The sequence below is a fragment of the Photobacterium alginatilyticum genome (genome assembly GCF_009910675.1).
Lineage (GTDB): Bacteria > Pseudomonadota > Gammaproteobacteria > Enterobacterales > Vibrionaceae > Photobacterium > Photobacterium alginatilyticum.
Genome location: NZ_RSEJ01000002.1, coordinates 137,364 through 150,155, shown reverse-complemented (window position 1 = coordinate 150,155; position 12,792 = coordinate 137,364). Strand labels below are relative to the sequence as shown.

The following is a 12,792-nucleotide window of genomic DNA, read 5'->3' as shown; positions in this document are numbered from 1 at the left end:
GCGCTTGCTGACATCTAATTCACTTGTTTCTTGAATAGCTCCCGGAATACCGGGAAGATGTCTTCCACACTCCTTATGTTTTGCATCGCAAAGTTGCTGTGGCTTGCCTGCAGTGCCTCATACTCCCGCCATAATGTCTGGTGTGCCCGGCGGGTGATCTCGATGTAGGAATAATAACGGCTGACTGGCAGGATATGCTTGTCCAGCAGTTCTCGACAGCCGGGTGAATCATCAGCCCAGTTATCACCATCTGAGGCTTGCGCCGCATAGATATTCCACTCAGCCGGTGAGTAACGTTTCTTGACGATGTCATCCATCATTCGCAATGCACTAGATACAATCGTACCCCCGGTTTCCTGAGAGTAGAAGAACTCATGTTCGTCTACTTCCTTGGCCTGGGTGTGGTGGCGAATAAAGACTACATCGACATTCTTATAGGTTCGGTTGAGGAACAGGTACAACAAGATATAGAAGCGCTTTGCCATATCCTTGGTCGCCTGATCCATCGAGCCGGATACATCCATCAGGCAGAACATCACTGCCTGGCTGGTGGGTAGTGGCCGACGTTCGTAATTTTTGTAGCGTAAGTCAAAGGTATCGATGAAGGGCACGCTGCTGATTTTTTCCCGCAGGGCCTGAATCTCCCGTTTCACTCTGTCTTCTTCGAGTGGCTGGGCCGGTTCGGTATTCATCAAATAGTCTAGCGCTTGTTCCAGCTCCCTTAGCTGACGACGTTTGGCGGCCGTCATTGCTGTCCGGCGAGCCAGCGAATTCTGCAACGATTTCACGATGGCAATGTTGGCCGGTACTCCGGAAGATTTATAGCCGGAGCGGAATGTTTTCCACTCGACGATTTTATTGAGCTGGTTTTTTTCCAGATTTGGCAGTTCCAGATCTTCGAAAAGCAAATCAAGGTATTCATCCTTGGATATCTGGAAAACAAATTCATCCTGGCCTTCACCGTCAGGGCTGGCCTGTCCCTCACCGGCACCGCCTTGACCCGCCCCTCCCTGGGGGCGTTCAATGCGATCTCCGGGGCTGAACTGGTCATTGCCCGGGTGGACAACTTCACGTTGTCCACCACGGCCTTGGTGAAAGCTTGGCTCGCGGATGTCGCGGGAAGGAATGGTAATATCCTCGCCGCTCTCGACATCGGTGATCGAGCGTTTGTTTACCGCATCAGCAATCGATTCCTTGATCTGCTGTTTATGGCGGCGCAGAAAACGCTGACGGTTCACCGTGCTTTTGTTTTTACCGTTGAGCCTTCGGTCTATAAAATGCCCCATAAGCTCTCCCCTTATTCATCCCATAATTCCGTGGCAGGCTACGACGACTTGCGTACGCGCAGATACCATTCGGATAGCAGGCGTACTTGCTTGCGGGTGTAGCCTTTTTCCATCATACGAGCCACGAAGTCATCGTGTTTTTTCTGCTCATCGGTGGATGTCTTGGCATTAAACGAGATGACAGGAAGCAGCTCTTCGGTATTCGAGAACATTTTCTTCTCGATTACGGTACGAAGCTTCTCGTAACTGGTCCAGTTCGGGTTCTTGCCGGCATTGCTGGCACGGGCACGCAGGACGAAGTTAACGATCTCATTACGGAAGTCTTTCGGGTTGCTGATTCCGGCAGGCTTCTCGATTTTCTCGAGCTCGTTATTCAGCGCCGAGCGGTCAAACAACTGACCGGTTTCCGGATCGCGGTATTCCTGATCCTGAATCCAGAAGTCGGCATAGCTGACATAGCGGTCAAAGATGTTCTGACCGTATTCGGAGTAAGACTCAAGGTAAGCGGTCTGGATTTCTTTGCCGATGAACTCGACATACTTCGGTGTCAGGTAACCTTTTAAGTGCTCGAGGTATTTTTCTGCCATTTCCTGTGGGAACTGCTCTCGTTCAATTTGCTGTTCCAGTACATAGAACAGATGAACGGGGTTGGCTGCCACCTCTGAGTGATCGAAGTTAAAGACTCGCGACAGGATCTTGAAGGCGAATCGGGTCGACAGACCGGCCATCCCTTCATCGACACCGGCGTAGTCACGGTACTCTTGGTAAGACTTGGCTTTCGGATCCGTATCCTTCAGTGTTTCACCGTCATAGACACGCATTTTCGAGTAAAGGCTGGAGTTCTCCGGCTCTTTCAGGCGAGACAGTACGGTGAAGCGTGCCAGAATTTCCAGGGTGCTTGGTGAGCAAGGTGCCGCAGACAGTTCACTGTTCTGAAGCAGTTTTTCGTAAATGCGGATTTCTTCCGATACACGCAGACAGTAAGGCACTTTGACGATATAAACTCGGTCAAGGAAGGCCTCGTTGTTTTTGTTGTTACGGAACGTCTGCCACTCAGATTCGTTGGAGTGAGCCAGAATAATACCGTCAAACGGCAATGCTGAAAGCCCTTCGGTACCGTTGTAGTTGCCTTCCTGCGTTGCTGTCAGCAATGGGTGCAACACTTTCAGTGGTGCCTTGAACATCTCGACGAACTCCATCAGACCCTGGTTGGCCTTACAGAGCGCACCGGAATAGCTGTAGGCATCCGGGTCATCCTGAGAGAAGTGCTCAAGCTGACGGATGTCGACTTTACCGACCAGCGATGAGATATCCTGGTTGTTTTCGTCGCCGGGTTCGGTCTTGGCGATACCGACCTGATCGAGAATCGACGGACGGACTTTGACGACTTTGAATTTAGTTATATCACCGCCAAATTCGTGCAGGCGTTTGGCAGCCCATGGTGACATGATGTTGTTGAGATAGCGCTCAGGAATGCCAAATTCTTTATTGAGGATGTCTCCATCTTCATTTTTATCGAACAGGCAGAAAGGGTGGTCGTTAACCGGGCTGCGTTCGCCGTTTGCTGTCAGTACATAAACAGGTACTCTCTGCATCAGACTCTTAAGCTTTTCGGCCAGTGATGACTTACCGCCACCTACAGGACCTAATAGGTATAGGATTTGTTTGCGCTCTTCCAAGCCTTGTGCCGCGTGCTTGAGGTAAGAAACGATTTGCTCAATGGCATCTTCCATGCCGTAGAAGTCTTCAAACGTTTTGTAACGGGAAATGACGCGGTTGGAGAATAGACGGCTCAAGCGTGGGTCTTGAGCGGTATCAATCATTTCTGGTTCGCCGATTGCCATCAGCAAGCGCTCTGCCGCATTGACGTAAGCACTGCGGTCATTACGACAGATTTCAAGGAATTCTTGCAATGAAAGCTCTTCATCCTTGGCTTCTTCATAGCGTTGACGATAGTGGTCAAAAATACTCATGGTATGCCCCCTGAATCGTTCATCAATCAATTAGAAAGGACGAAAACAATTATCTTTCACATCCCTCATATCTTAAGACTAGACCTAACTGATCAAATTGCTTCACTGAGTTGTTGGTTTATAAACTAAATTTCCCTTTTGTCCTTGCCTAACGAACTGAATGTTTTTTGAACATATTCTTACTATCCTCCTATAAATCGGGAATCGCAAGCGGATTTGTTTAAAAAATAGCGTCGATTTTGTTGCGATATTGTGATCTCGGTCGTTGCAGGAAAGTTGAGTCGCAAATCAGGGATATTGTTTCATTACTGGTTATACTGCCTGAATGTAAAGCTTTTCATTGCGCAAAAATGTGCCATAAAGTGCTTTGTTTGGCTTTATGTGGTTTTTTTGCTCAAAGCCAGTTTGTGACGAACTGTTTTCCTTTTACAGAACAAAATTTGATGATCGTGGTGAAAGTAGCCTGCATCCAGGCTGTCAAATATTTGCGATAACGGCCTTTTGGGAGGGCGAAAACGATCCCCCTGACATATGCTAGAGAAGTAATTTGTGGAACGGGGGAGCTTGATTAATGGGGATTTCACGTGTTGATACAGTTTCGATTCCGGTCTCAGACCAGAGTCAGGCCTTGCTCTTTTATCGTGACGCCTTAGGGTTTGAGCTGATACGCGATCATCACGCCGATAATCATAAGCGCTGGATCCAGCTGGCACCGAAAGGGGCCGAGACGACAATCAGTCTAGTCATACCATTTGGCGGCATGAAGGCAGGCTCGGTTCAGGGGCTGGTTGTGCAAACAGATGATATCCACACCACGCACAGCGAACTGACAGGCAGGGGAGTGCCTCTTTCTGAGATTGTCACCATAATTGGCGGGCGGTTTGCGACGTTTGCCGATCCGGATGGCAATGGTTGGGTACTCATTGAAACAAACACGCATATGCTTGCCTAGGGACGAAGCTCAGTGAATGTGTGCACTCTGGCATCGCGTTGATTGCGCTAGTGTTGCTGGTTAAGCCAATGCCGCCGAGATGGCGGCATTGAAAGCAATCTCTGCTATTACTTCTGCACAGTTATCTGCGTGCTGAGCGTGTGGGATTCACCCGGCGCCAATTCGATTGCCTGCTCGTGGATGGCGGATTCGACACAGACCATAGTCTCAAAGCTGTTGTCTGCCATATCCCCCATGCTGACAGATAGCGCCTGCCATGGATTCCAGATGACGGCGGCATCATGGCCATGATTAGTAACCTGAAGTTGCCTCTGGTGGGCTTTGTCATCAATGACAACCGGATTAGCCGGCGAGGTATAAACACGATCTGTTTCAGTGTTGAATGTCAGCGTATCGCCACCAGTACAGGCTTCGTTGCCTTTGGTGCTATCCAGGTAGCCTTGACCCATGCCCGTTACAGCAACGTCGCTGATAGCAGCCACGTTAAAGTAGGTGTGCAGGGCGCCAGTGAATGACCAGGGATGCTCATCGGTATTGGTCGAGGTCAGGCTGACTGTCAGTTCGCGACCAATCTCAAAGGTAATCTCATTGTGGAATTGGTGAGGCCAGATAGCGCGAGTCGCCTCGGTGTCTTCCAATGTCAGTGACACAATCACACCGTGCTCATTTTCACGATGCTGATTTAGCGTCCACTGACTGTTACGTGCAAAGCCGTGAGAAGGTGTCGCTACCTTGCCGAACCAAGGCCAGCAGACAGGTATACCGCCGCGGATGGCCTTTGTCGTATCGAACTCGGCCTTTTCACTGAGCCAGATGACGTCTTTCTCTCCGGCAGGCTTGTACCAAATCAGGTGGCCGCCGTGGAGGGAAATTCCGGCTTCGGCCAACTGGTGAATCACACGTACAATTTTGATGCCCTGAAACTCACAGATCGTGACTGCGTCAGATAGTGCTGAAATTGTTGGAAGGTTACGTAAATCCATAAGATCTTCATTCCTCACAGGTTGTAATCGGGTCAATGCTTATTTGATTGGCACCTCGACGAGATGAAAGGAAATACCAATGAAATAGGAACTTAATTTTATTTAAAAAATATCAGTAAAAATTAAAATAAATTTGTTAAATATGTAGGCACTTTTTTGTCTTTGCTGTATATGTTGAACAGGACCCCGAACTCAACATACAAAAAAGGCGGCTATTAAGCCGCCTTTTGTCATTCTTGCTAAAAGCTTACATTACTTAGAGATGTGAGCGATTAGGTCTAGAACTTTGTTTGAGTAACCGATTTCGTTGTCGTACCAAGATACAACTTTAACGAAGTTATCAGTTAGAGCGATACCAGCTTTAGCATCGAATACAGAAGTCTGAACTTCACCGATGAAGTCCTGAGATACTACTGCATCTTCAGTGTAACCTAGAACGCCTTTCAGCTCGCCTTCAGAAGCTTCTTTCATTGCTGCACAGATAGCTTCGTAAGATGCGCCAGTTTTCAGGTTAACTGTTAGGTCAACTACAGAAACGTTAGCAGTTGGTACGCGGAAAGCCATACCAGTTAGTTTGCCGTTTAGTTCTGGAAGAACAACGCCTACAGCTTTAGCAGCACCAGTTGAAGATGGGATGATGTTCTGAGAAGCACCACGACCACCACGCCAGTCTTTAGCAGAAGGACCGTCAACAGTCTTCTGAGTAGCTGTAGTTGCGTGAACAGTAGTCATCAGACCAGACTCGATACCGAACTTGTCGTTAAGAACTTTAGCGATTGGCGCTAGGCAGTTAGTAGTACAAGAAGCGTTAGAAACGATGTCCTGACCTGCGTAAGTGTCTTGGTTAACACCCATAACGATCATTGGAGTTGCGTCTTTAGAAGGACCAGTTAGAACAACCTTCTTCGCACCAGCAGTGATGTGCTGACGAGCAGTTTCGTCAGTTAGGAAAATACCTGTTGCTTCAGCAACAACGTCAACACCGATTTCGTCCCACTTAAGGTCAGTTGGGTTGCGCTCTGCAGTTACGCGAACTGTTTTGCCGTTAACGATTAGGTTACCGCCTTCAACTTCAACAGTACCGTTGAAACGGCCGTGAGTTGAATCGTACTTCAGCATGTATGCCATGTATTCAACGTCGATAAGGTCGTTGATACCAACAACTTCGATGTCATTGCGCTCTACTGCAGCACGGAAAACGAAACGTCCAATACGGCCAAAACCGTTAATACCTACTTTGATAGTCATTACAGTTGCTCCACAACTTAATTTCTAATGAAAGATAACTGGTAGTAAAATTACAGAATCTTGGGTGACCCTGCAAGCCAAAAACGAACTTAAATTGCGTAAGGTCAAAAAAAAGTTCGGATTTTTTTTACATTCCCACTACAACGATGCAATTTCGTACAATACTTGTATGAATATCCATCATTGCTGTTGTTAACTTTTAATATCCACACTCAGCTCATCTAAAATATGCTTAAATGAACACGTACATGTAAAATCCTTTCGAGCAGGAAGTATGTGCTACAGTTCGAGTGATTGGCAAATAAATTTGCTTGGCCAGTGATGGAAAAATACAGATAGGATAGGTAATGTCAGATAAATCAGATGCTTATTGGCGCGATAATTTAACGGCGGAGCAATATCATATTTGCCGTGAACGAGGAACCGAGCGTCCATTTTCTGGAACCTTGCTTCATAACCGCGAAACGGGGATATACCACTGTACTTGTTGTAACAAGCCTTTGTTCCAATCAGAGAACAAATATGACTCAGGATGCGGATGGCCAAGTTTCGATGCACCGATCAACACTGATGCAATCCGCTATCTGGAAGACAGCAGCCACGGCATGCAGCGTATCGAGATCCGTTGCGCCTCTTGCGACAGTCATTTAGGCCATGTATTTCCGGATGGACCGAAAACAACGGGTGAACGGTATTGTGTCAATTCAGTGTCACTGGCCTTTCAGCCTGACGCTACGATTGAAAAGTAATTACAGATTTGATTGTTTGAAGAAGGGCTCGTTGAGCCCTTTTGTATTTATCCCCCCAGCGAGAGAGGCTTTAGATATCAGTCAGCAGACTTAATTGACCATGCTGGCTCTGAAGTTTCCTTTCTCCAGCGCTTTGGATATCTTCTGAGCTTGAATATCTATCGCTTGTCGCTCGTCGTCAGGCATCGGGTAGAAGCTGATCAGCTTTTCCTGGCTGACGACGGAAGCCCCGAGCTCGGTGCCGACTCTGGCCCACAGGTAGGCGTTGGTGATCGATTTTGTCTGATGGGACAGCGTTGCCAGAGATTGGATGATTTCTGGTTTTATAGTCTGTCCGCGCTCGTATAGCTCCAGGGCATGCTTGAGCAGCTGGATTGTTTTAGCTTTGTCTTTGTCGGTGTAGTAGGTTGCCAGTGCAAGCTGCATCTCGGGTGTTTCAAGGGCTGGTGTGTCTTCAAGCTGCAAGAACTGACGTAATGCCCCTTTTTCGCCCTGGCTCCAGCGGTAATAGATAATTTCAGGATCATCGGACTTTGCGAGTTCCTCGGACAACCTTCTAATCGATTTATAGCTATTTATGAGGGCTCTTGTTCGTAGGGTTTTGCGCTCTTTCAGTTCTGTCGGCTCGATTCGAGCTGCGTATTCCAGGCACTTTTGGTAATCGTAGGTGAATTTAAGCTCTTTAAATTTCTCTTCGGCGACAGGATTTTTCAGCACATCATAGCGCTGCCAAATTAGGTTGGTGCGCTGAAGACGACACTGCCCATCATTCAGGTTAGTGTTCTCGCAGATCTCCGGATACTTTTCGCATAGGCTGTCTGTTGAACGGTGGCGTTCAAGGCAGCCGCTAAGCAGCGTGAGGCTTGCTGCTGCCAGCGATAGTTTCATTAATGTTGTTGATCTACGGGCAATGCTCATATTGGGTAATAGATTACTTTGAGTGTCTAATAGAATTTAGCGACTGATATGGTGTTATCTTAACCGATGTATATTGAAAAAAAGCCAAAGGCCCAGATTTTTTTCGCATTGTGATCTGAGGAGCAAAAAAACCGACCGGTAGTTGGCGCTTTGGGATGTAATTGGTATTACTGCCCCTCCTATACTTGTATAGAACTAATTAGAATCAAACTGATGAGGCTAACCTCATCAGATAGGAAGCCTGCATATGGAACTAGAACAACTATTAAAAGTGATGACCCCGGAAGTGTACCAGCGCATCACCACGGCAGTAGAGATTGGCAAGTGGCCCGATGGTACGCCGCTCACTCAGGAGCAGCGTGACTCGGCGATGCAAGCCGTGATGATTTATCAGTCCCGCCACAATACCGATGCCGAGCATATGTCCGTCGAGGCCGGGGGAGAAATTAAATTCAAGTCGAAAGCCGAGCTGAAACGTGATTTTGGCGTCAAAGAACCTGACCATGATGACATCGCACGCTTTGACCATAACCAGCTCTGATATGTGAAATCCAATATCGTGTTGTTGGGCTAACCGACATGGTTGTCAAAGATCATGGGTTCACAGTAAAAACTGCTGAGCTCGTGATCTTCTTCGCTGATTAAATTCGCTATCCAGGGCTCCTGTTCAATATTGGCAAGATAGGCCTGTAATTTCGGATAGTGGGTTAGTCTTAGCCCGGCCATCCAGCCACTGCGAAATACACTCCATAAACTGATTTCAGCCATCGAAAAGTGTCCGGCGACATACCCTTCAACCGGCAGCTGCTCTTCTACGTAATCCAGGACCTGTGGCAGGTGGTGCTCAAGGCATTGCTTGATGGCCTGTTGGTCCACATCTTTGTTCAGCATTTTTCCGCGCATGATTTTTTGGTAGAAAAGCACCCCGCCGATGAGCGATGTCAGTCGGGTATCGGCATATTCTTCCAGCCAGCGTACCTGGGCGCGTGCCGTCGCCGAGCCAGGATAGAGGGGAGGGACCGGGAAAATATCATCAAGATAGTGGGCGATGACCGTCGAGTCCATGATGTTGCTGCCGTCATGCTCGAGGACCGGCACCTTGCCCATCGGGTGGCGCTTCTGAGCCAGTTCTTTTTCTAGATAGGGGTTAAGAGGCTGCAGATCATAGGCAATCCCTTTGTAGGAGAGCGCGAGCATGATTTTTCTGACAAACGGAGAAATGGAGGCACCGTGTAGAATCATAGTATTGTCTCGGGCTAATTGGCCTGTAGTGCTACAGACATGAACAGGTGAATAGACGTAATTGTTATAAAGTGTAGCCGAGATAAAGGATTAGAGGTGTGGTCTGGCAAAGGCCAGCTTGCTGGTTTACGAGTTAGCCGGAGAACTTCCTGCGAATATTGCCAAAATTGGAAAGTACGGGCTGAGTGACATACCGACCCAAGGCGAACCGTATGGGTTTATTGACGTTTAGGCAGAACGAGTTTTCTTGATAAAAACAGCCCTAGCCAAAGGCTAGGGCTGTAGTCTGTAACGGGAGCCGCGCTTGTGTTTCCAGAGGCGAAACTAGTGCGTCAGCTCACCACGTAGATCTTGCTGCATCATACTACGTACCGTTTCAATCGGTAGATCCTGACTGAGCAGGTAATGTAGTTTGGCAAGAGTTGCTTCCGGGGTCATGTCATAACCACTGAGTACGCCGGCATCAGCCAAGGCACATCCCGTGGCATAGCCACCCATGTTCACTTTTCCGGATAGGCACTGCGTCAGGTTCATCACAATGACACCGCGCTCGGTTGCTTCCTTCAACTGGGCTAGAAGGTCTGGATTCTGCGGTGCATTACCCACACCAAACGTTAGCAGAATCATCGCATTGACCGGCTGACGTAAGGTATTACGGATAACTTCCGGTGAGATCCCCGGGTACATGGTGATCACGCCAATTGGCTGTGGAGTGATCGCATGTACTTTAAACTTGCCTTCAGGCTGTTTGCTCAGCTCGACATTATTGAGCTGAATGTTGATACCGGCTTCCAGAAGAGGGGGCAGGTTTGGTGAGATAAACGCGCCGAATCCGTCAGCATGTGCCTTGGTACTGCGGTTACCACGGATCAACTTGTTGTTGAAGAAAACAGTCACTTCATTGATCGGGTAGTTCGCCGCGATGTGAAGAGAATTCAGCAAGTTGCTCTGGCCATCGGAACGCAGTTCGGCCAATGGAATTTGAGAGCCGGTAACAATGACAGGCTTGTCCAGATTTTCAAACATAAACGACAGTGCCGAGGCGGTATATGCCATGGTGTCCGTACCATGAAGAATGACAAAACCGTCATATTTGTCGTAGTTTGCCTTGATATCATCTGCAATGCGCTGCCAGTCCGCTGGCGTCATATCTGATGAGTCGATAAGAGGCTCGTACTCGTGAATCGTAAATCTCGGCATTTCTGGACGATGGAACTCAGGCATGCTTTCCAGCTGCTTTTGCATAAAGCCCGCAACAGGGATGTAGCCATGGTCTGACTTCTGCATACCAATGGTGCCGCCGGTGTAAGCAATGTAAATGTGTTTTCTTTCCATAATCGGGTACAGACATTACGAGTTGGTGGCCGCATTATACGGTTAACGCGCAGTAAAAAAAGCCCGGCGTGTGCCGGGCTGCTCTCACTTTTCGATATTGCTGCAGTTTAGGCAGAAGGCATATTGACCTTTTGGATCGTTAAAGTTACTTAGCGTTGTGAAGTCTGTTACAACTTGTTGCGTAACAGGCCGCAGCGCCGCAGGTACTTGGCCAAATACCATGGTTGCCAGTTTGGCGCTTGCCTCAGAGGCAAACTCCTGCAACAGCAATTCAGCCGGGCTGAGAGGCTCTTCCATCCAGCGAAGCTCGTAGCTGTCTAGCTTGGCAAGTTCAACAGCAGCGGCGATAGCGTCATCAAAATCACCCAACTGATCAACCAACCCGAGCTCAAGGGCGTCGTGACCGGTCCAAACTCGTCCCTGGGCAATCTTGTCGGCCTGTGCCAGTGACATATTGCGATACTGGCTGACAAGGCCGATAAAGCGCTGGTAGCCATGTTCGACGCCGAGCTGGAAGACTTCGGCTACGCCCTCTGGCAGCTCACGTGTCACACCGACACCAGAGAATGGGGTGGTACCGACTCCGTCGCTATATACGCCCATCTTTTCCAGTCCCTTCTCGAAGGTTGTCAGGATGGCAAAGATCCCGATAGAGCCGGTGATAGTGGTAGGCTGGGCCAGGATCTTGTCGGCACTGGATGAGATCCAGTAACCGCCCGAAGCGGCCAGGCTGGACATTGAAACAACAACCGGTTTTCCGGCCAGTTTCAGGGCATCGACTTCACTGCGGATCACCTCGGAGGCAAAAGCGCTGCCGCCTGGGCTGTCGACGCGCAGAATAACGGCTTTGACTTCGTCATCGAGGCGGGCTTCACGCAGCAGTGCCGCTGTCGAATCACCGCCGACAGTGCCCTGACGCTGTTGTCCGTCCACAATTGCCCCACTGGCTACAACGACGGCAACTTGGTTCGGACTTGGCAGATCGTTACTGAACAGCGTTGGCTGGTAATCGTAGTAACTGATCTGGTTAAAGCTGTTTTCACCGTCACTGCCAAACTGTTCAATCATTTTTTGGTTTAGTAGCGGGCGGTTGACGAGCTCGTCAACCAGTCCCATTTCCAGGCTCAGTTTGGCAAAATCACCGTTTACCGCCTTGAGCTGCTTGACGAACTGGTCAAGTTCCGGCGTCAGGGCAGCAGCGTCGATGTGGCGATTCTTGGCAACATCTGTCGTGTACGCGCCCCATAGCTGGTTTAGCCATACTGTATTTGCTTCGCGTGCCTGTGCTGACATACCGTTTCGGGTATAGGGTTCAACGAAAGATTTATAGGTGCCGACCCTAAATACATGGGTGTTGACATCGAGCTTTTCGAGCAGGCTTTTGTAGTACAGGGTATAGCTGCCGTAGCCTGTCAGTAACACGCCGCCATCTGGCGACATGAAGATTTTGTCTGCATAGCTAGAGAGGTAGTACTGGCTCTGTTTGTAGTTGTCACCTACCGCATAGACAGGTTTGCCCGCTTGCTTGAATTCCTCGACGGCCTTGGCAATGTAGCGCAGTTTGGTGAGATTGGTCTCAGCCATTCCTTTCAGGTTCAGTACCAGGCCCGTGATGCGGTTATCTGTTGAAGCGGCGCGGATAGTATCAACAATATCGAACAGGACATTTTCCTGCACAGGCGGCTGGCCCAGGGCATTGCTGGCCAACTGGTCAATCGGATTAATGTAGGTGCGTTGTTCGACGATCGGGCCAGACAAATCCAGCACCAATGCGGCTTCTTTGGGGAGTGCCGGTTGCTCTCCGCTCTGGTTAAATGCGAAGAAAAGCAGGCCGATAACAAATAAAAAAATCAGATTAAGTATCAGCTGCCGGGTGAAACTGATCAGTTTCCAGATAGCTCGGAATAGTTTTCCAATTCCTTTGAGTACCACTTTCATGAACGTTCCTGATGATGCGATCGGTATTATTTCTATCCTAACTTAGTAAACAAGGAATTACAGTAATAATCCTTGTTTACCATGTATTCCTTCCCTTAAGTATTGCGTGCTTCAACGGTTGTTGTAAGGATAGTTCAGCTTAGATCCCAGGGTTATGAGTTACCACAT

The 12,792-nt window shown here is 48.7% G+C and carries 11 protein-coding genes; 3 read left to right on the top strand and 8 right to left on the bottom strand.

Annotated elements, in window-relative coordinates; all coding sequences use genetic code 11:
• Positions 1-14: 14 nt before the first annotated feature.
• Both EIZ48_RS02905 and EIZ48_RS02900 read right to left on the bottom strand, forming a co-directional pair.
• Positions 15-1,286 carry a YeaH/YhbH family protein gene (locus EIZ48_RS02905; RefSeq protein ID WP_075764910.1) on the bottom strand — a complete coding sequence of 424 codons (1,272 nt, stop codon included), beginning with the start codon at positions 1,284-1,286 and terminating at the stop codon, positions 15-17.
• 38 nt (positions 1,287-1,324) lie between these two features.
• Positions 1,325-3,259, bottom strand: coding sequence for a PrkA family serine protein kinase (locus EIZ48_RS02900; protein WP_160648625.1), 1,935 nt, complete (start codon positions 3,257-3,259; stop codon positions 1,325-1,327).
• Between the two features lie 571 nt (positions 3,260-3,830).
• Between EIZ48_RS02900 and EIZ48_RS02895 the strand changes: the two genes are divergently transcribed.
• Positions 3,831-4,211, top strand: coding sequence for a VOC family protein (locus EIZ48_RS02895; RefSeq protein WP_075764906.1), 381 nt, complete (start codon positions 3,831-3,833; stop codon positions 4,209-4,211).
• Positions 4,212-4,318: 107 nt separating this feature from the next.
• On the opposite strand, the gene EIZ48_RS02890 is transcribed toward EIZ48_RS02895, so the two are convergent.
• Together EIZ48_RS02890 and gap are read right to left on the bottom strand one after the other, a co-directional pair.
• Positions 4,319-5,194: a D-hexose-6-phosphate mutarotase gene (locus EIZ48_RS02890; RefSeq protein ID WP_160648624.1), complete on the bottom strand. Its 876-nt coding sequence runs from the start codon at positions 5,192-5,194 to the stop codon at positions 4,319-4,321.
• A 252-nt stretch (positions 5,195-5,446) separates the two neighbouring features.
• The gene (gap, locus tag EIZ48_RS02885) at positions 5,447-6,442 is read right to left on the bottom strand and encodes a type I glyceraldehyde-3-phosphate dehydrogenase (protein ID WP_075764902.1); all 996 of its coding nucleotides are present in this window, start codon (positions 6,440-6,442) and stop codon (positions 5,447-5,449) included.
• 347 nt (positions 6,443-6,789) lie between these two features.
• Here gap and msrB point away from each other — a divergent pair, with 347 nt between their 5' ends.
• Entirely contained in the window at positions 6,790-7,191 is a 402-nt protein-coding gene (gene msrB, locus EIZ48_RS02880; RefSeq protein ID WP_160648623.1) for a peptide-methionine (R)-S-oxide reductase MsrB, read from the top strand.
• Positions 7,192-7,281: 90 nt separating this feature from the next.
• Here the strand turns inward: msrB and EIZ48_RS02875 are convergent, their stop codons facing one another.
• A complete protein-coding gene (locus EIZ48_RS02875; protein ID WP_160648622.1) occupies positions 7,282-8,079 on the bottom strand; it encodes a DUF2989 domain-containing protein in 798 nt (265 codons plus the stop codon).
• Between the two features lie 277 nt (positions 8,080-8,356).
• On the opposite strand from EIZ48_RS02875, the gene EIZ48_RS02870 reads away from it, so the two are divergent.
• Positions 8,357-8,650 carry a YeaC family protein gene (locus EIZ48_RS02870; protein WP_160648621.1) on the top strand — a complete coding sequence of 98 codons (294 nt, stop codon included), beginning with the start codon at positions 8,357-8,359 and terminating at the stop codon, positions 8,648-8,650.
• Between the two features lie 29 nt (positions 8,651-8,679).
• On the opposite strand, the gene EIZ48_RS02865 is transcribed toward EIZ48_RS02870, so the two are convergent.
• From EIZ48_RS02865 to sppA, 3 genes are all read right to left on the bottom strand, one after another.
• Positions 8,680-9,351, bottom strand: a complete 672-nt coding sequence (locus tag EIZ48_RS02865) for a glutathione S-transferase family protein (protein WP_160648620.1) — start codon at positions 9,349-9,351, stop codon at positions 8,680-8,682.
• A 324-nt stretch (positions 9,352-9,675) separates the two neighbouring features.
• Positions 9,676-10,686, bottom strand: a complete 1,011-nt coding sequence (gene ansA / locus EIZ48_RS02860; RefSeq protein ID WP_075764890.1) for an asparaginase — start codon at positions 10,684-10,686, stop codon at positions 9,676-9,678.
• 84 nt (positions 10,687-10,770) lie between these two features.
• Complete coding sequence (gene sppA, locus EIZ48_RS02855) at positions 10,771-12,624, bottom strand: signal peptide peptidase SppA (protein ID WP_160648619.1); 1,854 nt, start codon at positions 12,622-12,624, stop codon at positions 10,771-10,773.
• Positions 12,625-12,792: the final 168 nt, after the last annotated feature.